Source organism: Xenorhabdus hominickii (assembly GCF_002632725.1).
Lineage (GTDB): Bacteria > Pseudomonadota > Gammaproteobacteria > Enterobacterales > Enterobacteriaceae > Xenorhabdus > Xenorhabdus hominickii.
On sequence record NZ_NJAI01000001.1, the window covers coordinates 1,223,417 to 1,246,818 of the forward strand.

General features: G+C 43.6%; 19 protein-coding genes. 10 read left to right on the forward strand and 9 right to left on the reverse strand.

Annotation, left to right across the window (positions count from 1 at the left end):
- The first annotated feature begins 503 nt into the window (after positions 1-503).
- On the forward strand, positions 504-3,680 hold the full coding sequence (locus Xhom_RS05445; RefSeq protein WP_069317741.1) for an amino acid adenylation domain-containing protein: 3,177 nt from the start codon (positions 504-506) through the stop codon (positions 3,678-3,680).
- Complete coding sequence (locus tag Xhom_RS05450; protein WP_069317742.1) at positions 3,668-3,850, forward strand: MbtH family NRPS accessory protein; 183 nt, start codon at positions 3,668-3,670, stop codon at positions 3,848-3,850. The genes Xhom_RS05445 and Xhom_RS05450 overlap by 13 nt, the downstream gene beginning before the upstream one ends.
- 366 nt (positions 3,851-4,216) lie before the next feature.
- Here the strand turns inward: Xhom_RS05450 and Xhom_RS05455 are convergent, their stop codons facing one another.
- On the reverse strand, positions 4,217-5,317 hold the full coding sequence (locus Xhom_RS05455; RefSeq protein WP_069317743.1) for a glycerol dehydrogenase: 1,101 nt from the start codon (positions 5,315-5,317) through the stop codon (positions 4,217-4,219).
- A gap of 247 nt (positions 5,318-5,564) precedes the next feature.
- Positions 5,565-6,233 (reverse strand): 7-cyano-7-deazaguanine/7-aminomethyl-7-deazaguanine transporter, encoded by a 669-nt coding sequence (locus tag Xhom_RS05460; RefSeq protein WP_069318544.1) that lies wholly within the window; start codon positions 6,231-6,233, stop codon positions 5,565-5,567.
- 179 nt (positions 6,234-6,412) lie between these two features.
- Between Xhom_RS05460 and tusA the strand changes: the two genes are divergently transcribed.
- Positions 6,413-6,667, forward strand: coding sequence for a sulfurtransferase TusA (tusA, locus tag Xhom_RS05465; protein WP_069317744.1), 255 nt, complete (start codon positions 6,413-6,415; stop codon positions 6,665-6,667).
- A gap of 324 nt (positions 6,668-6,991) precedes the next feature.
- On the opposite strand, the gene Xhom_RS05475 is transcribed toward tusA, so the two are convergent.
- The 4 genes from Xhom_RS05475 to rsmD all read right to left on the reverse strand — a co-directional run bounded on the left by Xhom_RS05475 (position 6,992) and on the right by rsmD (position 11,303).
- Positions 6,992-9,331: a zinc/cadmium/mercury/lead-transporting ATPase gene (locus Xhom_RS05475; protein ID WP_069317746.1), complete on the reverse strand. Its 2,340-nt coding sequence runs from the start codon at positions 9,329-9,331 to the stop codon at positions 6,992-6,994.
- A gap of 178 nt (positions 9,332-9,509) precedes the next feature.
- On the reverse strand, positions 9,510-10,136 hold the full coding sequence (locus Xhom_RS05480) for a lysoplasmalogenase (protein WP_069317747.1): 627 nt from the start codon (positions 10,134-10,136) through the stop codon (positions 9,510-9,512).
- Between the two features lie 277 nt (positions 10,137-10,413).
- On the reverse strand, positions 10,414-10,683 hold the full coding sequence (locus tag Xhom_RS05485; RefSeq protein ID WP_069317748.1) for a DUF1145 family protein: 270 nt from the start codon (positions 10,681-10,683) through the stop codon (positions 10,414-10,416).
- A gap of 20 nt (positions 10,684-10,703) precedes the next feature.
- The gene (rsmD, locus tag Xhom_RS05490; RefSeq protein WP_069317749.1) at positions 10,704-11,303 is read right to left on the reverse strand and encodes a 16S rRNA (guanine(966)-N(2))-methyltransferase; all 600 of its coding nucleotides are present in this window, start codon (positions 11,301-11,303) and stop codon (positions 10,704-10,706) included.
- Between the two features lie 227 nt (positions 11,304-11,530).
- Between rsmD and ftsY the strand changes: the two genes are divergently transcribed.
- The 6 genes from ftsY to Xhom_RS05520 all read left to right on the forward strand — a co-directional run bounded on the left by ftsY (position 11,531) and on the right by Xhom_RS05520 (position 18,777).
- Entirely contained in the window at positions 11,531-13,411 is a 1,881-nt protein-coding gene (ftsY, locus tag Xhom_RS05495; protein WP_099139652.1) for a signal recognition particle-docking protein FtsY, read from the forward strand.
- Between the two features lie 6 nt (positions 13,412-13,417).
- Positions 13,418-14,083: a cell division ATP-binding protein FtsE gene (ftsE, locus tag Xhom_RS05500; protein ID WP_069317751.1), complete on the forward strand. Its 666-nt coding sequence runs from the start codon at positions 13,418-13,420 to the stop codon at positions 14,081-14,083.
- Positions 14,076-15,050 (forward strand): permease-like cell division protein FtsX, encoded by a 975-nt coding sequence (gene ftsX, locus Xhom_RS05505; protein WP_069317752.1) that lies wholly within the window; start codon positions 14,076-14,078, stop codon positions 15,048-15,050. Before ftsE ends, ftsX begins: the two co-directional genes overlap by 8 nt.
- Positions 15,051-15,265: 215 nt before the next feature.
- Positions 15,266-16,123: an RNA polymerase sigma factor RpoH gene (gene rpoH / locus Xhom_RS05510; RefSeq protein ID WP_069317753.1), complete on the forward strand. Its 858-nt coding sequence runs from the start codon at positions 15,266-15,268 to the stop codon at positions 16,121-16,123.
- 194 nt (positions 16,124-16,317) lie between these two features.
- The gene (locus tag Xhom_RS05515) at positions 16,318-17,583 is read left to right on the forward strand and encodes a GntP family permease (RefSeq protein WP_069317754.1); all 1,266 of its coding nucleotides are present in this window, start codon (positions 16,318-16,320) and stop codon (positions 17,581-17,583) included.
- Between the two features lie 60 nt (positions 17,584-17,643).
- Positions 17,644-18,777 (forward strand): glycerate kinase, encoded by a 1,134-nt coding sequence (locus Xhom_RS05520; protein WP_069317755.1) that lies wholly within the window; start codon positions 17,644-17,646, stop codon positions 18,775-18,777.
- A 186-nt stretch (positions 18,778-18,963) separates the two neighbouring features.
- Here Xhom_RS05520 and Xhom_RS05525 read toward each other — a convergent pair whose 3' ends face one another.
- Positions 18,964-20,151, reverse strand: coding sequence for an MFS transporter (locus Xhom_RS05525; RefSeq protein WP_069318545.1), 1,188 nt, complete (start codon positions 20,149-20,151; stop codon positions 18,964-18,966).
- Between the two features lie 125 nt (positions 20,152-20,276).
- On the opposite strand from Xhom_RS05525, the gene Xhom_RS05530 reads away from it, so the two are divergent.
- Positions 20,277-20,747: a MarR family transcriptional regulator gene (locus Xhom_RS05530; protein WP_069317756.1), complete on the forward strand. Its 471-nt coding sequence runs from the start codon at positions 20,277-20,279 to the stop codon at positions 20,745-20,747.
- A 122-nt stretch (positions 20,748-20,869) separates the two neighbouring features.
- Here Xhom_RS05530 and Xhom_RS05535 read toward each other — a convergent pair whose 3' ends face one another.
- Both Xhom_RS05535 and Xhom_RS05540 read right to left on the reverse strand, forming a co-directional pair.
- Entirely contained in the window at positions 20,870-21,178 is a 309-nt protein-coding gene (locus tag Xhom_RS05535; protein ID WP_069317757.1) for a helix-turn-helix domain-containing protein, read from the reverse strand.
- 1,499 nt (positions 21,179-22,677) lie between these two features.
- The gene (locus Xhom_RS05540) at positions 22,678-23,223 is read right to left on the reverse strand and encodes an Ail/Lom family outer membrane beta-barrel protein (protein ID WP_069317758.1); all 546 of its coding nucleotides are present in this window, start codon (positions 23,221-23,223) and stop codon (positions 22,678-22,680) included.
- Between the last annotated feature and the right edge of the window lie 179 nt (positions 23,224-23,402).

Below are 23,402 nucleotides of genomic sequence, written 5' to 3' on the forward strand. Positions count from 1 at the left end.
GTGAGTATTTAAAAGATGTATTTTGGATTTGTATTACTATTTACATGTGTGGCGTTTTTTATCACTCGATTACAAATAAAATGTTTGAAATTTAAATTCAAAATAATGGATATTACTATAAATGGGTATTTATGATCATGAACGCGGTAACCATGTAGTCTTAGATAACCATTTATGAAGTAAATTATAATAATATCAATATGTTGTATGTAAATGATGACGGTTTGTATAGGCGTAATACACTCTGTTATCAATAAATGCTCTGATTTATATAAGTTGATTATTTAATTAATCAAAGATTACAAACTAATACTAATTAATATATTTATTAAATTCGCATTAAATTTTTGCGATTTATTTTTATGATTCAGTTGATGTCAACATAAAGCATTCGAAAATGCTGAATGTAGGCTAAAGCTGAAATATAACGACTACTAGCATTCATGTCTCCATTCATCACCAAAAGTGATGAAACTAATGGAGCTTAAAATGAGAACATCATTATGAATACTTACACACACAAGGCAATATTACACACAGCATTTACTGGGCAAAAATCTTATCCTGCTGACAATGATACTGAAATAAATAGCAATATCAGTCACATGGAAGAATATCTTGAACCATGGTTCAAAAATGTCCCCTCTCGATTGGCTGAATTGGCAAAAATTGTACCGCATCATATGGCGGTTTCTGATCCACATGAAACACTGACATTTGGTGAATTGAATCAGCGGATTGAAAATGCAGCACATGTTTTAAATCAATATGGCGTCAAAATGGGAAGTTTTGTTGCTATTGCTGCTCAGCGGGGCATTTCATGGTTTGTCACTATGCAGGCAATTTGGCGAATTGGGGCGGTGTATATCCCTCTGAACACCATGATGCCAGAAAAACGTCTGAATGATATTCTCGCTAGTCTACCGGAAAGTATTCTGGTGTCCGATGATACGGTGTCGGCGAGTCTCAAGGCGTCAACATCAATCCCTATAGATGTTATCTTACGTAATGCTCGTGAGATAAATAAAGATGAAATAACTGGAGACATCGATATTCCTGCGTTGGGTGATCACCCCGCTTATGTGATGTTTACCTCTGGCTCTACAGGGTTGCCAAAAGCAGTACAAGTACAGCATGACAATCTGGCGGCTTGCTTATGCGGATTCGGTAAATTACTGTCGGTCAGTCAGCGTGAGCATATGTTGGCATTGACTACGTTTTCTTTTGATATCTCAGTGTTAGAGTTGCTGCTGACGGTCGTTCATGGTGGCAGTATTCACATTACTTCAATTGATACTCAGCGCGATGCGATGGCGTTATCCGAACTGCTGTCAGATCCGCAATTTACTTTTGTCCAAGCGACACCTGTGACTTGGTCAATGGCGTTGAATGCGGGTTGGAAGCCTCGTCCTGATATGGGTATGTTGTGCGGTGGAGAAGCGTTGTCGCAAGATTTGGCTGATCAGTTGACAGCCACCGGTGGCACATTATGGAATGTTTATGGTCCAACGGAAACAACCATTTGGTCAACCGCATTCCGTATGAAAAAAGGAGATAAAGTTCAGTTGGGTGGCCCCATCCCGGGTACCAGTATCACAATTGTGGATAAGCACTTGCGCCCAGTCCCCAAAGGAACCGTGGGAGAAATACTTATCGGAGGGATGGGAGTGACGGCAGGGTACCGCAATAACCCGACTGAAACCGCCAAACGATATGTACCTGATATGGCGCAAAAAGGCAAAAGGGCGTATTTGACTGGTGATATGGCCCGTATGCTTGAAGATGGTACCCTGATTTATATGGGAAGGCAGGATGATCAGGTGAAAGTGCGTGGATATCGAATCGAGTTGGGTGAGATAGAAATCGCATTAAGGAAACAAACTGACGTACAAGATGCCATTATCCGCGTGGCCGGCAGTGGTGATCTTGCCAAGATTCAAGCGTTCTTACTGTTCAATCCGAATATGATTGTGCCAGAAGATTGGGTACGTGAGACGCAAATGTCACTCAGGGAAGTGCTGCATGAAGCTTGGATCCCTACCGAATATTTCCGTATTCCTTATATTCCACTGACAAGCAGTGGCAAAAGAGACAAAAAGCGATTAGAAGAAGTTGCGGAACGACTGAATGCAAGTTATGACGCGATACAGCCTCAAACAGAAACAGAAAAACGCGTGTATGCCATTTGGCGCGATTTACTGGCGACAGACGCCTTTGGGATCACCGATGATTTCTTCCAAATCGGAGGACACTCCATCCTTGTCGCCCGTATGGTCGAGCAGATTGAGAAAGCCTTTTCACTGAGGATACCGATTTCTGGCATCTATATTGAAGCGACGGTTGCCAGAATATCGGCCATTTTGGATGAGATGATGGTCGTGCGTCACATAAATCCAGCCCAGAACAAAGGAGCTTATCATAGTGAAGCATTAATCCGGCAGCATGATGAAACGCTTAGGAATGATGTCTATCTGAAAGAAAAGATTCGTCCTGATGGATTGCTTCATGCTAATTGGTATCAGCCAAACACGGTATTACTCACAGGAGCCACTGGGTATCTTGGGCTGCATTTGCTAGAACAGTTACTGAAACAGACTTCAGCCAACGTTATTTGCTTGAGCCGTGACTCTGATGAAAAACATGCCCGCGCTAGAGTGCAGGCCGGGTTCAACAATTACCAGATTGATGTTGGTAATCGGCTTGAGCGTGTGGATTTTATTATCGGTGATTTGGGGCAGCCTCGTTTTGGGTTGCTGCCGGAGATATGGACGCAGCTTGCAGAAGATGTTGATGTGATTTATCACAACGGGGCATTGGTTAATTTCATCTATCCTTACAGCGCCCTGAAGAGCATCAATGTTGATGGCACCCGAACGGCGTTGGAACTGGCTTGCACAGCCAGACTGAAACATTTCCATTATGTATCTTCTGTGAATGCACTGTTTGCTACAGAATCACCGCGTCCTTATATGGAAGATGATCGCGCAATGAGTGAGTCGATACGTGATCCTTCCGGTTATTCTGGCAGTAAGTGGGTATCAGAAGGGATCATCAATATTGCCCGTCAACGAGGCGTACCTGTGAGTGTTTACCGTCCGGGGCTGATTCTGGGACACACTCGCACAGGGGCTGCACAAGGAAATGATTATCTGGTCGCATCACTGAAAGGTTATTTAGCAATGGGCTTTTATCCGGATCATGCTCTGTTGCTTGATATCGTACCTGTGGATTATGTGGCGGCATCAATGGTGCATCTCTCGAAGCAACCGGAGTCCAATGGGAAATTCTTCAACTTATTCAACCCTGAACAGGTTTCTATCCGTCAATTTTTCGACTGGGTACAGGACTTCGGGTATATCCTCAATCCCGTACCGTTCAATGAAGGTAAAGAGAAAATCCTTGCGTTGGATGACACTCATCCACTGTACCCACTTATCCCGTTGATCAGGGATATGACAGAAAGACCTTATCGGGCGTTGGATCCGGCTTATATTGATGAAATTCATCCTGAATTGGAATTGAAGAATACGCTGGCGGGATTGGCTGGAAGTGATATTCGGTGTCCTACAATTACGGCTGAATATGTCCATCAAGTGTTGCGTTATCTGATTGATACAGGGTTCTTACCGGCAGTCCTGTCAGAAAACTTCATAAAGGAGGCAGTATCATGGGGCAATTAACAGGAAACGATGACATGAACTGGAGAGTTGTCGTGAACGTCAAAAAGCAGTATTCGGTCTGGCCTACTGAGTTTGAGATCCCTATGGGATGGATGGCAACAGGTAAGACAGGATCTAAAGAAGAGTGCTTGAGCCATATTGCTGAGATTTGGCCGGAACCCACAAATTAGAGCATTCGCGGATATCGTTAATCTCATCATGGGCATGTTCCTACGGGGGCATGCCCGTTCTATTCTTATCACGAACTGTATTTTTCATATCTTTCTATGCGCGTTTCTCGCTCGTTTTTGTTCCTTATCAAACAAAAAGGACGGTTCTGTATATATTTTATTGCTCAACTGAAGCAAATTGATGGTACGGTGAATAAGACCCGATTCTGGCGCAGTGTCGATCGTAAGATGCAATCAAATGTACCTATCATTGCACATATACAATGATAGGTATTCAGGCCTTATACTAATTAGTTCTTATGCGAACAACATGCTTTGGCCATCTTGTCGGGGCAGAAATCTTGTACTAATCTCTTTCCCAATCATTTAATACAACCAATCCTGCCCCATCCGATCTGCGGCCAAGATAGCGGCGTAAACCTGATCAGGAGTTACGGCGAATGGCATATTGTGAATGGTTTCTCCCTCAGCGCAGCTTGCTATTGCAACCTGCATGATTTTTTGATTCAGTTTTTCACTGTTGCGCAAGCCCAGTTGTTCTAGTGTTACCGGCAGACCCACCTGTACACAGAAATCGAGTACGGTTTCTAACTCTTCGTTTGGGCTGTTTTCCAATATCAATTGCGTCAGCGTGCCGAATGCCACTTTTTCCCCATGATAGAGATGATGACACTCTTCCAGAACCGTAAAACCGTTGTGGATGGCGTGAGCGGCCGCCAGTCCTGCGCTTTCAAAACCGATACCACTGAGATAGGTATTTGCCTCAACAATATTTTCCACCGCCGCCGTACTGACACCGGCCTCCACTGCCAACTTTGCCTTATAACCTTCTGCCAGCAACGTTTCATAACAGAGTTTAGCGAGTGCCAGACCTGTGTTAGATGTTAAACCGCCGGCCATTGTGGGTTTATGGGCTGTACTATTGGCCCGAGCTTCAAAATAGGTGGCTAGCGCATCACCCATTCCTGCGGCAAATAGGCGAACAGGTGCTTTGGCAATGATATTGGTGTCCATTAGCACGATATTCGGATTTTGCGGGTAGAACAGATAGCTGTCGAACTCGCCAAGTTCGGTATATAAGACGGAAAGAGCACTGGTTGGTGCATCCGTTGAAGCAAGAGTAGGGGAAATAATTACGGGTGTTTTGGATTCGTATGCCACAGCCTTCGCGGTATCAATCGTTTTGCCGCCACCGATTCCAATTACGGCCTGGCATTGATTGCTTGCCAGAATAGCAGACAGGCGTTGAATTTCACTACGGCAGCATTCGCCATTAAAGACTTCGAAGTAGCTGGTGACTTCGTATTCTTCCAGGCTTTTGCTGACGGAATCACCAATAAGACTCATCACGAAATTATCGGCAATCACGAAAACGTGGTCAGCAAGCATTTTGGTATATCGGCCAATGTGAGATAACGCACCAGGCCCTTGGATATATTTGGATGGAGACTGGATCACTTTCAGCATAAGAATTATTCCTTCTTCACTGGAAACTACACATGGAGCATCACAATACTGGCATGTGGTAGATCCACGGGCAGTTTTAAATAAAAGTATGTGGTTACCTGTCCGTCAACACTATCTTTCTTTCCGCCAACACTATACGGCAAAATAGACAGCGAAGTTATGAGTAAAAACAGGAAATGCGTGATTTGAGAGGAAAACAAGCAAAATTATGATTGACACCCTGATCGTTTCAGGGTGCCACTTTATTTTAGTGTGTTTTAATCAGCGTTTTTTCTTCTGATCGGACGAAAAAGAATTTCAGGATTAAATTCAACAGGATGCCATACGCGGGTAGGAAAAAAAGCAGACAGATAAATAGCTTGAACGCATAATCCACCAAGGCAATTTCTACCCAATGTGTTGCCATGAATGCGTCAGTGCTGCGGTAAAAGGCGATAAAGAAAAAGGCCAGAGTATCGAGCATATTACCGAAAAACATGGCGGTAGCCGGCGCTATCCACCAGCGGCGTTTTTGGCGCAGTCGATTGAAAACACTGACATCCAATATCTGGCCGAGCACATAGGCCATAAAGCTGGCGGCAGCAATACGGGCAACAAACAAATTAAAGGTTCCCAATGCTTCGAATCCTTGCCATATCCCTTGGAAAAATAGAGCGGAAATCAGATAAGAGATCAATAGTGCGGGAAGCATGACGGAAATGATGATTCGGCGAGCGAGTGGCGCACCGTAAATACGTACCGTCAGATCGGTTGCCAAAAAAATAAAGGGAAATGTAAATGCGCCCCAAGTGGTGTGCAAACTAAAAATAGTGATAGGTAGTTGCACCAGGTAATTACTTGAGGTAATTATTAAGGTATGGAAGAACGAAAGCCAGAACAATGCTGCGATTCGTTGTTGTGCAGTCAATTGAAACATTTGGAGCATATTGTACCTTTTTGGTGGATGGGGTGAGGGAACCCAGAAAATAAATGTGCCTGAAATATCAGGCGAAAAGGGATCATAACGCGTCGCGTAACAAAAGCAAAGTGCGACAGTCGGCGACAGTTTGTAATATAATCTGCGACTATAGATTGTTTGAACCTACAGAGATTGTTATGTCCGATGTTTTTGCTAATCCTGACAAAACGCTTGATACGTTAGGATTACGCTGCCCAGAGCCAGTAATGATGGTACGTAAAATTGTTCGCCATATGACTGCTGGTCAGACGTTATTGATCCTTGCTGATGATCCTGCGACAACCCGCGATATTCCGGGTTTTTGTCGTTTTATGGACCATGCGTTGATCGCGCAGGAGACGGAACAAACTCCTTATCGGTATTTGCTCAGAAAAAGCGAAACTAGCGTGTAATTGAGAAAATAGAGTGTAATTACGAAATATAATGCGTAGTTGACTGGCAGAAAAAATGATCCGTGCTAGGCTTTAGATTATGGCATTTGGTAATAATTTATCACCTCGCTGAATGCCATATATCCTTTTTCCTTAATAGCAATTTTGTGTAATTGTAATTTTGAAAAGGTGCGAAGTATGCACCTTTTCAATTTGTTGTTTTTCGCGTAGCTACCCCAGTCACATTGTTTGTTATGTTTCTGGGGATTTGTTTCCCTTCCGCCGCGCTGTATCTTGAAATCCATTGGGTATAGATTTACATGAATTTGGCCGAATGCTGATTTATCATTTCAGTGAATTAATTCTCAGCAGCCGTATAGCATTTGCTGTGACCAATGCAGTTGCGCCTGAATCGGCCAAAACCGCCATCCACAGTCCCGTAATACCCAATAAACTCGTCACCAAGAATACCGCCTTTAAACCTAATGCCAGGGTAATATTCTGGCGAATGTTGTAATGTGTTTTACGCGATAGCGCGATAATTTCAGGTAAACCCGTCAGCCGGTTATGTGTCAGCGCGGCGTCGGCTGTCTCAAGCGCAACATCCGTGCCGCTACCCATGGCAACACCGATAGTGGCTGCTTTCATGGCTGGCGCATCGTTGATGCCATCGCCGACCATCATTGTGTTGTGCTTTTTGTTCAGTTCAGTAACAGCTTTCACCTTATCTTCAGGTAATAGGCCGGCACGATAATCAATGCCCAATTTACCCGCAATTGCTGCTGCCACACGAGGGTTGTCCCCTGTCAGCATAACCGCTTCGACCCCTTGTTTTTTCAGGAGACGGATAGTGTCTATAGCATCATGACGTAGGGTATCTTGCATAGCAATTAGCCCGACAAATTGCTCTCCCTGCATGACAGAAACCGCCGTCTTACCGCTGTTTTCTAATTCCGTAACCCTTTGTTTCCATTCTGTAGACAAAGCATTTTCAGGCAACCGTCCGGGAGCGGCGACTAAAATTCTCTGCCCTGACAATTGTCCTTCAACCCCGATCCCCGCCAGTGCTTTGCGGTGTTCAGCTTCAACAATGGTTACCCCTTTATTTTCAGCGGCGTCAAGGATCGCTTTCGCCAATGGATGATGGGAGCCACTTTCTACGGCGCCAGCCAGTGCCAGTAAGGTTTCTGTACTGATGTTTTCCACTGGCTCAATATCAGTGACGTGTGGTTTGCCTTCAGTCAGTGTGCCGGTTTTATCCAGTGCAATTGTGGTCACTGAACCGAGTTGCTCCAATGCCGCTCCACCCTTGATTAAAGCACCACGCCGGGTCGCTGCTGCCAGTGCCGATGTAATCGCAGCAGGCGTCGAGATGACCAGAGCACAAGGGCAACCAATCAATAGCAGAGTAAGGCCACGGTAAATCCAGGTTTCCCACGATCCGGCGAAGAACAGAGGTGGGATCAGGACAACGAGCGCAGATAACAAGATAATCAGCGGGGTATAGATACGGCTGAATCGGTCGATGAAACGTTCAATCGGAGCACGACGTTCTTCTGCTTCTTCAATCAATTGCAGAATACGGTCGATAGCGTTGTGTCCGGGTTCGGAAATCACCTTCATCTGCACCGCACTATCGACAGAAAGACAACCCGCCGAAACTTTCTCTCCCTGATGTCGTTCTATGGGAATAGATTCCCCCGTCAGCGCACTTTCATCAAAGCTGGCGAAGGGGCTGAGAAGTTCGGCATCAGTGGGTAAACGGGCTCCGGGGGCAATTTCAATAATATCATCAGGGCGTAAATCAGCCGCTGAGACGGTTTTTTTCTTTCCATCCTTAATCAGCAAGGCTTGATCAGGTATCAATGCCATCAAAGCACTAACTCCACGACGGGCACGCCCTGCGGCATAGGATTCCAGGACTTCCCCTAATTTGAACAGCAAAATAACCATCGCCGCTTCTGCGGTGGCATCAATGAACAAGGCACCGATCGCGGCAACACTCATCAATGTTTCAATCGCAAAGGGTGTCCCTGAGCGAATCAGTTTGATGGCTTTGGTTGCAACCGGATATAGCCCAATTAAGGCGGTAATGATGAAAGCGATTTGCCCAGCGGGAGCATTGACTTTGGATAACCCTCCGCTCATTAGCATCAAAACGAGGAGAAGAAGGATCGGGGCAAAAGTTTTCCAGTGATTTGTGGGTGAAGGCAGTTTAGATACTGAACCAGTCTCCTTGATTTCAAAACCAGCTTGTTTTACCGCTTGCTCGACGGAAGCCCGAATATCAACATCAGAATCAACCACGAGTTTTTCTGTGGTAAATAGCACTTTTACCTGTTTAGCGTCCGGTAATTTTTTTACAGCATTTTCGATTTTTCCTGCGCAACTTGGGCAATCCATACCATGAATGACCCAATTAAAGCGTTGATTGGCGGTCAATTCAGGGGGAGAGCTATCTTGTATGGTATGTGCATGATCATGTGAACAGTGTGCGCTATCATGCTCATGCTCATGCTCATGCTCATGCTCATGCTCATGTCCATGTTCATGTGTTTTGTCATGAGAATGGGCTTTGTCATGCGGATCGTGAGTGTGATCATGGTTATGATCGTGATGGTCTTTTTTCTGGGAAGACAGAGAATCGAACTTTGATTGATTATGTTTTTTGGACGTGGAAAACATAGTCGACCTCTCAAATAGAGTTAATTCAGGTTAGATAAGATTAACTCTACACTCTGGAGTTAACTCCAGAGTCAAATCCAATAAGAGGAATTTTTTTGATAATTTGTGCTATCTAAGCTGAATCCTCATCATCAACGTCTTTCCTCTTGGGGTGATATTTAATGTCATCAGTCCTTCACTATAGAAACAGAGAACGAATAATCAAAAAGTGCCCTATAAAGCCGAAAGCAGCCACAATGGCTTTTGATAACTTAAAGGGGAAGCGATACCGATCAATGATATTGATGCTATGTGCAAGGAGTAGCAGGATAGCCCCGGTCATGACAGACAAACGGCTCTCATTGCCGAGTGAAAAATATTGTTCACTCGCAACCCAGACCATCAGTAGTGCCATAATGAAAGTGTCGATCACCCGCCAACGCATATTATCAAGACGAGTCCAGACAACGAGCATGATCACAACGCCAACAGCCAGCAAAATCAGTGGGATTGGGAAGAAGAAACTAAAGCCCATATTTAAGGCGAAACTGATGGTGTATAGCAAGTAACTCAGCAATAACGTAATGAATGAGAAAATTAAATACTTACTGGGGAGCATCCGGATTGAATCAGAAAGCAAGGTGGTGAGAAGCCCCGCAATGATGAGATAGCCTGAAGCCTCAAGATTAGGTGCCTGACATGCCCACAATAACAGAAGCAGCATCGTAACAGGGCGGAAAACCCATTGCTGCCAATTGGTACCACGATATGCAGCGTCAATATATAACCACCCAGAGAAAAACACAGCAAGAAATGGCCAACTCATATTTTTCCTTTCCTTAATGTTCAACGCCTGTCTTATCAGGCATTACTATTTATTTATGATGGGGTTGGTGCGGAGTGCTCTGACTTATCGATGTTAATTCGTTATTAACGAATGAATAACGTTTTATTATCAAAAGCAAAGAACGTCAATGAGTAATTATTGGGATTGCGTCAATGACCGCTTAGATGAAACCTGAAATATATTGGAGATATCTCATCATATCTATTGGAAAAGGTTTTAGATAATACCGACAGAATATTGTCGGTATTATGGAATATTACTTCTTCTCTCGTTGCTGTTTTTTCTGCCAAGCTAATAGCTCAAAGACGCCGAAAAAGAAGATCTTGGTTTGAAGAAAAGTAGATAGATTTTGATCTTTTGGCTGAGAATTTTTCAGCAGCAATAATTGAAAAGCATGCATGACCACTGTGAATATCATGGCGACATCCATAAAATATCTCAATGGCTTAGGGAAGGGGTGGATTAAATTGAAGATCATGATCCCCCAAACGAAAATCATGATAACCCTTCCTAATTGAATAAACATCATTGACTCCAAAATCGTATTTAAGCAGGTCTGACATCAGATTGCTGGTGGCGAATATATAATCGATAAGCAACTTGTCCGGCGACTTTTTCCCGATGCAATTGCCAATTTGGGGGCACTTCTGTTGCCGCAGACTCTGATTCTGCTTCAACATAAATCCAGCTTTCTTCCGCCAGCCAGCCATTGGACTCCAATAAATTGATCGTCTCCGTGAGCATGCCTTTGCGGAAGGGGGGATCAAGGAAAATGACATCAAACGGTGTTCCGGCCCCATTTAAGTATTGTAGTGCATTACCTTGCACCACATTGGCATTTTCAGCTTTTAGTAGAGCTAAATTAGCGGATAGTTGTTTTGCTACATTGTGATCATACTCAATGAAAGTAGCGTAGTCTGCATAGCGTGACAACGACTCAAGTCCGAGCGCTCCGCTACCTGAAAAACAATCCAGACAACGTGCTCCCTGAATCGTTGGCATAAGCCAGTTAAAAAGTGTCTCGCGGACACGATCAGTCGTTGGACGTAGCCCGTCACTATCCAGAACTGGCAATTTTCTTCCACGCCATTTGCCGCCAATAATGCGGATTTGTCCCAAAGACGCGCGCTGTGGTTTTTTAATCATAATTTACGTAATTTAATCATTTGTCATCCAATGTCATTAAACAATATCCGAAGGAGACAAAAAGTGAGAATGAAGAAACCTATTGATTAATTTACCACGAAATCCTCGATAGATATGTGTTGTGGTGTGATGAAAATGTTAGACTGGATTTTATCACCGTTAGAACCGATCTCAGTGGGCATACTGATTGATAACGCCATAATTAAGCGCGAGGAGTATAGTGGCCGATGGCAAAAGAAAAAAAAAGAGGTTTCTTCTCTTGGCTTGGACTAGGTCGTCAAGATAAGAAACAGCAAGAAGAACAAATTGAACAAGAAAAACTGGCTGTGGAAGAAGCGGCCCGTCGTGTAGCCGAAGAAGCCGAACAGCAACGTTTGGTGGAAGAAGCCACCCGTCGCGCCGCCGAAGAAGCCGAACAGCAACGTTTGGTGGAAGAAGCCACCCGTCGCGCCGCCGAAGAAGCGGAGCAGCAACGTTTAGCGGAAGAAACCGCCCGCCGTGCAGCCGAAGAAGCGGAACAGCAACGTTTAGCGGAAGAAACCGCCTGTCGTGTAGCCGAAGAAGCGGAGCAGCAACGTTTAGCGGAAGAAGCCACCCGCCGTGTAGCCGAAGAAGTGGAGCAGCAACGTTTAGCGGAAGAAACCGCCCGCCGTGCCGCCGAAGAAGCGGAACAGCAACGTTTGGTGGAAGAAGCCACCCGTCGCGCCGCCGAAGAAGCGGAGCAGCAACGTTTAGCGGAAGAAACCGCCCGTCGTGTAGCCGAAGAAGCGGAGCAGCAACGTTTGGTGGAAGAAGCCACCCGTCGCGCCGCCGAAGAAGCGGAGCAGCAACGTTTAGCGGAAGAAACCGCCCGTCGTGTAGCCGAAGAAGCGGAGCAGCAACGTTTGGTGGAAGAAGCCACCCGTCGCGCCGCCGAAGAAGCGGAGCAGCAACGTTTAGCGGAAGAAACCGCCCGTCGTGTAGCCGAAGAAGCGGAGCAGCAACGTTTGGTGGAAGAAGCCACCCGTCGCGCCGCCGAAGAAGCGGAGCAGCAACGTTTAGCGGAAGAAACCGCCCGTCGTGTAGCCGAAGAAGCGGAGCAGCAGCATTTAGCGGAAGAAACCGCCCGTCGTGTAGCCGAAGAAGCGGAGCAGCAACGTTTAGCGGAAGAACAAGCCGCATTACCTAAAGAACAAGAGCGCCCAACTAAAGAAGGGTTCTTTGCTCGTTTGAAACGCAGTTTGGTCAAAACTCGTCAGAATCTTGGCTCCGGATTTTTGGGCTTATTCCGTGGCAAGAAAATTGATGATGATTTGTTTGAAGAGCTGGAAGAACAGTTATTAATTGCGGATGTGGGGGTAGAAACTACCCGTAAAATTATCACTAGTCTGACTGCCCATGCCAGCCGCAAAGAATTAAAAGATGCTGAAGCACTTTATTCTAAACTGAAAGAAGAAATGTCGGACATTCTGGCAAAAGTTGATAAGCCGCTGGAGATTGAAGGCAAATCGCCTTACGTGATTTTGATGGTCGGTGTGAATGGTGTCGGTAAAACTACCACAATTGGTAAGTTAGCGCGTCAGTACCAGTCTCAGGGAAAATCCGTCATGCTGGCAGCGGGAGATACCTTCCGTGCAGCGGCGGTAGAACAGTTGCAGGTCTGGGGTGATCGCAACAAAATTCCTGTAGTTGCTCAACATACAGGCTCTGATCCTGCCTCAGTCATTTTTGATGCCATCCAATCAGCCAAAGCGAAAGGCGTAGATGTCCTGATTGCGGATACAGCAGGGCGCTTGCAGAACAAATCGCATCTGATGGAAGAACTGAAGAAGATCGTTCGAGTGATGAAAAAACTGGACGAAGAGGCACCACATGAAATTATGCTGACACTGGATGCCAGCACAGGTCAAAACGCAGTAAGTCAGGCTAAACTATTCCATGAAGCTGTGGGATTGACGGGTATTTCACTGACCAAACTCGATGGTACTGCGAAAGGTGGGGTCATTTTCGCGATTGCCGACCAATTTGAGATCCCAATCCGCTACATTGGCGTAGGGGAAGGTATTGAAGATCTCCGTCCATTTAAGGCAGACGATTTTATTGAGGCTCTTTTTGCCCGAGAGGATTAACTATCAATGATTCGCTTTGAACAGGTTAGTAAAGCCTATCTGGGAGGACGGCAGGCATTGCAAGGGGTGGATTTTCATCTGCACCCAGGAGAAATGGCATTTTTAACCGGTCATTCAGGGGCCGGTAAAAGTACGCTTTTAAAACTTATCTGTGGTATCGAACGTCCCAGCACTGGCCATATTTGGTTTGCTGGTCATGACATCAGCCGATTGAAATCCCGTGAGATCCCTTTTCTACGTCGTCAGTTTGGCATGATTTTTCAGGATCATCACTTACTGCTGGATCGCACGGTATACGAGAATGTCGCCATGCCATTGATCATATCAGGGGCAAGTACTGAAGATATCCGTCGTCGGGTATCTGCAGCACTGGATAAGGTCGGCTTGCTGGACAAAGCGAAAAACTTCCCTATTCAGCTCTCAGGAGGAGAACAGCAGCGTGTTGGCATTGCCCGCGCTGTGGTGAACAAACCTACCGTTCTGATGGCAGATGAGCCGACGGGAAATCTGGATGGTGAACTCTCTGAGGGGATCATGCGCTTGTTTGAAGAATTTAACCGCGTCGGAGTAACGGTTCTTATGGCTACCCATGATATTGCCCTCATTGAGCGAAGAAATAACCGTATCCTGACCCTGAATCAGGGACGTATGGAAGGGGAGAATCATGGCTAAACATGTTCGCCCTTCAGCGAAAAAAGCACCACCCTCCAAGTCCAAATCATTGAAAGGGGGCTGGCGTGTGCAGTGGCGTTATGCATGGAAAAATACCTTGTCAGACATGCTACGTCAGCCGCTGGCAACACTGTTGACCATCATGGTTATTGCTATCTCACTGACCTTACCAAGCGTGTTTTATATCGTTTGGAAAAATGTGAATCAGGCCGTAGTACAGTGGTATCCCGTCCCGCAGCTTACGGTTTATTTGGATAAGTCACTGGCTGATCCAAACACCAAGCAGTTGGTTGAGCAGTTGAAAAGCATGGATGGCGTTAAGTCGGTGAATTACCTCTCTCGTGAAGAGGCGGTGAATGAATTTCGTGCCTGGTCGGGATTCAGCAGTGCTTTGGATCTGCTGGAAGAGAATCCTTTGCCAGCAGTCGCAATCATCTCGCCTAAACTGAATTTCCAAGATTCACAGGCATTAACGACATTGCGTGACCAGATTGCACAGATAAAAGGCATTGAAGAAGTCCGAATGGATGATAGCTGGTTTTCCCGTCTGACCGCCCTTACCGTACTTATTGGCCGGATTGCTGCCGTGATAGGCGTCCTGATGATTGTGGCTCTGCTTCTGGTAATCGGCAATAGTGTCCGACTGAGCATCTTTAGCCGCCGTGATACGATTAATGTGATGAAACTGATTGGGGCGACCGATGGCTTCATTCTGCGTCCGTTTCTCAACGGCGGGGCTTTGCTGGGTATTTTGGGCGCGATTTTTTCCCTGATCCTGTCATCTCTGTTGGTATGGAAACTTTCCAATGTAGTCACGGAAGTGTCGAGTGTTTTTGGAACGAGTTTTAAACTGTATGGACTGGGTTGGGATGAATCACTATTGTTGGTATTGATTTCAGGCATGATAGGTTGGATTGCAGCGTGGTTTGCAACAATTCAGCATTTACGTCGATTCAGGCCGGAGTAAAGGTGTTTACTGGTTTTTGGTGAACTTTTGGGCTTAATTGTAGTCGAAATCACAGTTATAACTTTGTATTGATATTCATACAAGTTAGACGATTTGAATATGTTTTCCATGATGGTAAAATAGACATATCTTTGGCTTGAAAATACCTCATTGACGGGGAAATTCAGGCAAACTTCAAAGGCCATCAATTTGGATCTGATTTTGAGAGAATTTGAATGACAAAAGAAATGCAAACTTTGGCATTAGTTCCACAAGGTAGTTTGGAAGGATACATTCGTGCCTCCAATATTTACCCTATGCTGTCCGCAGAGGAAGAGAAGGAACTGGCAGAAAGGCTGTATTACCAGGGAGATCTGGATGCAGCGAAAAAGCTGATCCTTTCTCACCTGCGCTTCGTTGTTCATGTTGCTCGCAGTTATGCCGGTTATGGTCTGCCACAGGCGGATTTAATTCAGGAAGGTAATATCGGCCTGATGAAAGCCGTTCGTCGATTTAATCCAGAAGTAGGCGTCCGTCTGGTTTCTTTTGCTGTTCACTGGATTAAGGCAGAAATCCATGAATATGTATTGCGTAATTGGCGTATTGTGAAAGTTGCAACAACTAAAGCCCAGCGTAAGCTGTTCTTTAATTTGCGCAAGGCTAAACAACGTCTGGGATGGTTCAATCAGGATGAAGTTGAACTGGTTGCCAAAGAGTTGGGCGTGACCAGTAAAGACGTCAGAGAGATGGAATCCCGTATGTCAGCGCAGGATATGGCATTTGATATGTCTTCTGATGATGACAATCATGATAGTCAACCCGTGGCTCCCGTGCTGTATTTGCAAGACAAAGCTTCTGACTTTGCTGATGGCATTGAAGAAGATAACTGGGAAAACCATGCTGCGGATAAACTTTCTGTTGCCATGGAAGGTCTGGATGTGCGTAGCCAAGACATCATTCGTGCCCGTTGGTTGGATGATGACAACAAAACCACTTTGCAAGAGCTGGCTGATAAATATGGTGTATCCGCTGAGCGTGTTCGACAGCTAGAAAAAAATGCAATGAAAAAATTGCGACTGGCTATTGAAGCATAAGCACCCATACTATTAGTTAGTTGAATAAAGTATAAGTTGAGTTAAAACGTTAGTTATTCAAAAACTAACTGATTAAAAAGCGATAATTTACTTATCGCTTTTTTTATGCCTGCGAAATGGCCTGTTGTACGTTTGTAGTCATCAGATTATTGTGGTTTCAGCTAAAATCATGGGACGAATAGAGAGAAAAGACAATGACGACAGTTTCTGCGTTGGGTGCCATTATTGCGTTGGTTGTCGCAATTATTCTTATATTACGTAAAGTTCCCCCTGTTTATGGAATGATGATTGGAGCGCTGATCGGTGGCCTGATTGGTGGTGCCGATTTGGTTCAGACGGTCAGTCTGATGGTCACAGGTGCACAAGGCATGACAAATGCTGTTTTACGTATACTGGCAGCAGGTGTATTGGCTGGCGTCTTGATTGAATCTGGAGCTGCAAACACGATAGCGGAAACAATCGTACGCAAGGCTGGAGAACAGCGTGCGTTACTGGCTTTGGCTATAGCGACCATGTTGCTGACTGCGGTTGGTGTATTCATTGATGTGGCAGTGATTACAGTGGCGCCGATCGCATTGGCAATCGCTCATCGTGCTGATTTATCGAAAATGGCGATTTTACTGGCGATGATTGGTGGTGGTAAAGCAGGAAACGTCATGTCTCCCAATCCAAATACCATTGCTGCATCGGAAGGATTTCACGTTCCTCTGACTTCTCTGATGGTTGCCGGCATAATTCCCGGGATTTTTGGATTAGTCATGGCCTACTATTTCTCAACACGTCTGATAAAACGGGGATATAAAGTCAGCAATGAAGAATTGACGCCGACGGCACAGGCAACACTTCCCTCCTTCATGGCAGCAATTTCTGCACCAGTTATTGCAATCCTACTGCTGGCACTGCGTCCGATTGCTAATATCACCATCGATCCTTTGATTGCATTGCCAATAGGCGGACTTGCTGGCGCAGTTATTATGGGGCATTGGCGCCAATCGAATACATTTATCATCTCAGGTCTCAGCCGCATGTCACCTGTCGCGATTATGTTATTGGGTACAGGAACACTCGCTGGCATTATTGCTAACTCTGATCTGAAAAATGTGCTGATCCAGAGTATTACGGCATCCGGTTTGCCTTCCTATCTATTGGCACCGATTTCGGGTGCGATGATGTCGATGACAACAGCATCTACAACAGCAGGTACAGCAGTGGCATCAGTGATATTTGCACCTACATTGATGGACTTAGGTATCAGTGCGTTGGCAGGTGCTGCGATGGTTCATGCTGGTGCAGTTGTGCTTGACCATTTACCACATGGTAGTTTTTTTCATGCTACGGGTGGTAGTGTACATATGCAGGTACATGAGCGTCTAAAGTTGCTTCCCTACGAAACATTGATCGGTTTCACTATTGCCTTTGTATCAACCTTACTTTTCGGTGTATTGGGTTTTTCTGGTTAGCTGAGTCAGAATACATACTATTGTTAGAAAACATACCGTCAAGGAACTGAGGAGCTGATTATGAAAATTGTGATTGCCCCTGACTCATTTAAGGAAAGTCTGAGTGCTTTGCAAGTAGCTCAGGCAATAGAACAGGGTTTTCAGGAAATTTTCCCGCATGCGGATTACATCAAGTTGCCGATGGCGGATGGAGGAGAAGGAACTGTGGAATCACTGGTCGTTGCGACAGGAGGAAAACGTATCTCGTGTATAGTCACTGATCCCTTAGGACATCCTGTTGAAGCATTTTTTGGTTTACTAGGTGATGGAAAAACGGCAGTGATTGAAATGTCCGCTGCTTCTGGTTTGCATTTGGTACCAATGGAACAGCGCAATCCTCTGATAACAACCAGTTATGGAACGGGTGAGCTCATTTTGGCAGCACTAGAACATGGCGCACAGAAACTGATTTTAGGTATTGGAGGTAGTGCCACCAATGACGGTGGAGCGGGCATGATGCAGGCACTTGGCGCAGAGCTATCGGATGGCGACGGCCGTATCCTGCCATTTGGGGGAGCAGCTTTAACTCGTTTGGAAAACATCAAGTTAGCGGGGCTTGATCCTCGTCTGAGCCAAATTGAACTTACTGTGGCTTGTGATGTGAATAATCCATTATGTGGCACTTTGGGAGCATCAGTAGTGTTCGGCCCACAAAAAGGAGCGACACCGGAGATGGTCAAAGCGTTGGATTCTGCATTGTGCCATTATGGAATGAAACTTGAATCCCTGACGGGAAAAAGCGTGATTAGTGAGTCAGGTGCAGGAGCAGCAGGCGGAATGGGTGCATCTTTATTGGGATGTTTGGGGGCGACATTGCAGTCTGGTATTGAGATTGTTATCAATGCATTGAAACTGGAAGAAATCATTCAGGGGGCTGTTCTCGTCATTACGGGGGAAGGGCGAATGGACAGTCAGACTGTACATGGCAAAACCCCGATTGGTGTTGCTCGTGTGGCCAAGAAATTTGGCATTCCTACCATTGCCTTGGTTGGGGGAATGAGCCGGGATTATCATGTTGTGCATCAACATGGGTTGGATGCAGTCTTTTCCATCGTACCGGAAGCCTGCACACTTGCAGATGCCCTTGCCAATGGCGCTGATAACTTACGGGTAACGGCGCGTAATGTCGCCGCAGTTTGGTCTATGGCCTCTTGAATCACATGCTATGCTATTTATGAACCTCTTTCGGTTTGTCTATCTGTTTATATGAATACCAAACTATATCAAGACTAAACAAATTGGGAATATATGATGAGTACAGCCTATTCAACGTATCCGTTAGAACTTCATTTTTTTCAAATGGTAGTGCTTAAATCCAAGTAAGCGTTATTCTAAAGAGAGTCATTGTTTATCGTGCCGTTGCGTCATGATGATCGTAAAACCAATGGCTAAAGCAAATAACACTGCTCCCACTAAAAATATCCACTCATAATGATTATTGAATAACAAGAAACTACCTGTCATTGGGCCAACAGCCATGCCGATATATCTGATGAAATTATACAGCCCGATGACCGTTGCTCGTTCTTCCACAAATCTTGCTAATAGTAAGGCGGCATGTGTAGGAGTCGACAATCCCAAAGTAAAACCATATAAAGCCGTGACAACAATTAATGTGGAAATGCCAAATTGATACGTCATAGCAAATAACAGAATTAAAACCAAATTTAGCAAGCTACTGACAATTATCCCATTTCGTTGGGAGAATCGCTGGTGGATTAAACGATAACTATAACTACCAGCAATCATTGCGAAGGACATGGGGATATACATCCAACCTATATCGGCAGAGTTGAAATTATATTCACTATTTAAGATGATGGGTAAAAAAGTCAGAAAGCAAAAGTAACAATAAAACAACATAAAACTAATACAGAATACGGATTGCGCTATGCGGTCTGACAAAATCCGACGAAAGTAAAAGTGAGCATTTTGAGAATTTTCTGGCTGTATGGGTTTTGTTTCTGGCAGCCAAAACAAATTACCAATAATTAGTATTCCTCCAATGATGGCGAGGAATTGGAAAATTGCAACATACCCATTCCATTCAGCTAAGTAGCCACCAAGTAATGGCCCATAAGCGGGAGCAAGTGTTAATAACATCTGGTAAGTGCTGATAGCTTTTGCCCGATGTTGATCTTCATACAAGTCGCCAATAATCGTGGCAGCAATGACAGGAACAGCCGCAATTCCGATAGCCTGAATGACACGAAAGAAAATTAACCCATAAATATCGGAAGTCATGGCACAACCGATAGAACCGATAACGGAAATGGCGAGTCCGGGGAGCAAAATAGCCTTGCGCCCTTTGCTGTCAGCAAGTGAGCCGTATACGATTTGCATAACAGCTAAAACAAATGTGAACGCTGACACAGATAGATTGACCAAAGGTAGGGAGGTATTGAATAACTCCTTGATGGTAGGGATAACTGGGATGTAGATATTTTGTGCTAGCGAGCCAAAAAAGGCGCTGAAACACACCAGATAGAAAATCGTCTTTATATTACGTATAGGAACACGCTGACTCATTGTTATTCTCCATTTTGTTTCCAAGGAAACTAAATAAATAATAATTAATTCATCGGATTTGTAAAGATCTTCATTCGCTGTTTTTGCTAGAATGTCTAAAATAGTTTCTTTGGAAATAGTCATAAATGATTAACAATACAGCTTGCCAGCATGAGATCCTTTCTGCCGTTAACCAATTGATACATATAAGAGATAATGTCAGACAAGGACATGATGAAGAGACGCTCCGTGAATATGGCATCAGTGATTACTCGCTGTCTGAATTACATGTAATTCAGTGTATTGGGAACTCTGGGTTATTAAATATCACGGCCATCAGCCAAGCCATGAAAATGACCAAAGGGGCGATCTCGAAAATTTGTACGAAACTTCTACAGCGTTCAATCGTTGAGAAACTGAAAATGGTAGATAATCAGAAAGAAACCTATTTCAGACTATCCGATGAAGGAAAGTGGGCTTTTGCTGCCCATGAAAAATTGCATCAACGAGCAGAAGCAAAATGGTTACAACTATTAGAAAATTACTCAGCGGAAGAACTGATGACTATTGAGCGGTTTCTTATGGATGTGGTTGGGCTCGTGGATCATATCCGATGATAAATGAACATGATAATGAAATGAATAATAAAGGAATATGATTCAATAGGAGTCAGAAGCCTTAAATTTGATGAATGAAACCAGTCTTATAGTCGGCTTCTGACATATTTATCTTGACTCATTCAAAAACCATTTTTTCCTATAATTGTTTCAGCAATAGGAATGTATTGGTCAGTGAGTTTATTGACAGTATTGTCTTCTTTTTCATTTCCACTTTCATAACAATCTTCAAAAAACCAGGAAATAGGGGTACTTAGCAACTTTGTAATAGCAACAAGATGGGCTAGGTTAATCCGGTTTGTCCCTCTTTCGTAGCGTGAAAGTTGCTGTTGGCTGATACCAATTTGTTTTGCCAATGCTGTAGCCGTGATACCCAACTCTTTCCTTTTGGCTTGAATACGTTGTCCGACTAATAGATTCGCTTCTTCCATATCTTATCCCTTTTAAATAAGTAAGTTATGGCGTTATCAAGGATAATTGCCCCGGAGATTGAAAACGGTTGGATTTTTGCTCCGTCACTTACTCATTGGAGCTAGCCTTGACGGGGTTATTACCGTTCACGGTATGCCTGTTGTTACACCTGATTCGCCATTTTGTTTTCCGACTTGCACTTTGTTTTTAATGACATGACTTTTTTATCAACGTGTTGTAAAAAACAGTCCCTTACCGAGGTAAGGTGTGTTCTTCCGTGATATGAGTTAAGTTTTTCTGTTTTTTGTATCCCTGTATCTGTCGGTTGCTTTACCGAAGTCGGTTAAACAGCATGCCTGTTTTCCGGACATGAGGAATAACTAATATTCTCCTAACTATTACCTGATGTTTTTGTTTTTTTTAATTTTTTAATAAATTGATTTTAAAGTATTTATTATTAATTTTTTTGATAAATTAAATCTTTGCACTGATTTTTAAATTAGTTCCGTATTAATTCAGCTATAAAATTTTTTTTTATACCTTTATTACGGTTACAAACTGGACAAAATATACCAAACTGTAAACATAATCCTACATTATATAACCTAAGTCAAATTTCATTACATATTATAAACCATTCCACTTAATTAATTATAATATATGGATTTTTTTTATTATTCACATGTTTTATCGCATTGAAATAGTATTAATGGTTAAAAACTGTCACTTGATGTTAAGCAAATAATATCAGATTAACCAGAATTAAAATCCAATATCATTATATCACCCAAAACTAAATTCCACTTAATGACGGTAATTAGGATTATAAATCTAAACTAGACAGTTTGGTATAAAATGTTTTGTTTTTTAATAAAATTTTATTGATTTGACTTATATAAAAAGATTTTAACATTTTTTTTGCATTACTATTGTTAATTTGTCCAATTTTCCTTAAAAATATCGCTTATCATCATCTATTCCACTGAATAAGCTTTCTGTGCGTCAAAAATTGGAGTTAACTCGCATTTTTGAATATCTAGAAAACAGAACAGGTTCATTACTTAATGAAGAGTATGATTTTGTTTTTTTTCAATAAAATCAATTCAATAATTGTTTGTGTCTGGTAGGTGTGTTTTTTACCCATCCGTATTCTGTTTTATTTGACGATTTATCTGTGGATAATCACCAAATTAAGGGGTTTTTCGACTGTATAGTCAGATAACTAGATGATTTATACCCAATTGGTTCCAAATCGTAGTATATATTGATTGTTATTTTTTACAGTATCTTATGTGGCTTTCTCCTCCTCAGGATTCCAAACAAAACCTCATAAAATGAAAAGAATCCTTAATGATTAAAAGAAGGGGCGGTAGTATTGAGCTCAATAGCTTTGATTGATATAGAGGTATCGGGGGAGATAATACGGGAAGAATATTAAGATTTTTCTGAAGCAATACCTCTAATGTGATTGAGGTGCTGCTTGTCAGCTAACTGGTAACCCTATTTTTAATTTATAAAATTAAAAACGATAGCCGGTTCCCAGAACCCATGTTCCTACTTGAGCTTCATCCAATTTGGAATATTCGAATGAAACATCAATCGCGACATTTGGACTCGGGTTAAATTGCAAGCCTGCACCATAAGCTGCCGCTGTTGTATTCGATTCCAGTGAGTGGGTTCTATTATACTGAGAGTTATAAGACGAGATTTTTCCATAGGCTGCACCAAGCAATCCATATGCGCTGATATACTCATTAAAACGATAGGCAGGTTCTGCCATGAATGAGTTATATTCCTGGCTTACTTCACTTTTAATGGCAGAGTCAGAGTAAGTATCTTTTTGTGAAGTTCGAGTGAATGAACCAATAACCCCAAAATTATTAGTAATCTCGTAACGGTATTTTAGGTTGAATCCTTTCGGTTCTTTAAGATCCTTAAAATCTGTGATTTGTACCTTACTCAGGGCATAACCAGCTGAAACTTTGTTTTCTCCGCTAGCGTTTGCTGTGAATGATGTCATGGATAACCCAGCGACAACCGCTGAGATCAATAGAATTTTTTTCATGGTTGATTATCTTTTTATTGAGTATAACGCGGCGGGAAAATACATAACTATGTTAATTAATTCTCAATTAAAATATTAACTTAACCCGAATTCTGGATAAGAAATTGACGAGAAGCCTGTTCCCGGAGCAAAGTTTTGGTGCACACCGAAAACAACTCCGAGGGGGAACAGGCTATGGA

Bases quoted from the DNA above. Each gene is read 5' to 3' on its own strand.
- Xhom_RS05445 (WP_069317741.1), top strand. From the start codon at position 504: ATGAATACTTACACACACAAGGCAATATTACACACAGCATTTACTGGG.
- Xhom_RS05450 (WP_069317742.1), top strand. From the start codon at position 3,668: ATGGGGCAATTAACAGGAAACGATGACATGAACTGGAGAGTTGTCGTG.
- Xhom_RS05455 (WP_069317743.1), bottom strand. From the start codon at position 5,317: ATGCTGAAAGTGATCCAGTCTCCATCCAAATATATCCAAGGGCCTGGT.
- Xhom_RS05460 (WP_069318544.1), bottom strand. From the start codon at position 6,233: ATGTTTCAATTGACTGCACAACAACGAATCGCAGCATTGTTCTGGCTT.
- tusA (WP_069317744.1), top strand. From the start codon at position 6,413: ATGTCCGATGTTTTTGCTAATCCTGACAAAACGCTTGATACGTTAGGA.
- Xhom_RS05475 (WP_069317746.1), bottom strand. From the start codon at position 9,331: ATGTTTTCCACGTCCAAAAAACATAATCAATCAAAGTTCGATTCTCTG.
- Xhom_RS05480 (WP_069317747.1), bottom strand. From the start codon at position 10,136: ATGAGTTGGCCATTTCTTGCTGTGTTTTTCTCTGGGTGGTTATATATT.
- Xhom_RS05485 (WP_069317748.1), bottom strand. From the start codon at position 10,683: ATGTTTATTCAATTAGGAAGGGTTATCATGATTTTCGTTTGGGGGATC.
- rsmD (WP_069317749.1), bottom strand. From the start codon at position 11,303: ATGATTAAAAAACCACAGCGCGCGTCTTTGGGACAAATCCGCATTATT.
- ftsY (WP_099139652.1), top strand. From the start codon at position 11,531: ATGGCAAAAGAAAAAAAAAGAGGTTTCTTCTCTTGGCTTGGACTAGGT.
- ftsE (WP_069317751.1), top strand. From the start codon at position 13,418: ATGATTCGCTTTGAACAGGTTAGTAAAGCCTATCTGGGAGGACGGCAG.
- ftsX (WP_069317752.1), top strand. From the start codon at position 14,076: ATGGCTAAACATGTTCGCCCTTCAGCGAAAAAAGCACCACCCTCCAAG.
- rpoH (WP_069317753.1), top strand. From the start codon at position 15,266: ATGACAAAAGAAATGCAAACTTTGGCATTAGTTCCACAAGGTAGTTTG.
- Xhom_RS05515 (WP_069317754.1), top strand. From the start codon at position 16,318: ATGACGACAGTTTCTGCGTTGGGTGCCATTATTGCGTTGGTTGTCGCA.
- Xhom_RS05520 (WP_069317755.1), top strand. From the start codon at position 17,644: ATGAAAATTGTGATTGCCCCTGACTCATTTAAGGAAAGTCTGAGTGCT.
- Xhom_RS05525 (WP_069318545.1), bottom strand. From the start codon at position 20,151: ATGAGTCAGCGTGTTCCTATACGTAATATAAAGACGATTTTCTATCTG.
- Xhom_RS05530 (WP_069317756.1), top strand. From the start codon at position 20,277: ATGATTAACAATACAGCTTGCCAGCATGAGATCCTTTCTGCCGTTAAC.
- Xhom_RS05535 (WP_069317757.1), bottom strand. From the start codon at position 21,178: ATGGAAGAAGCGAATCTATTAGTCGGACAACGTATTCAAGCCAAAAGG.
- Xhom_RS05540 (WP_069317758.1), bottom strand. From the start codon at position 23,223: ATGAAAAAAATTCTATTGATCTCAGCGGTTGTCGCTGGGTTATCCATG.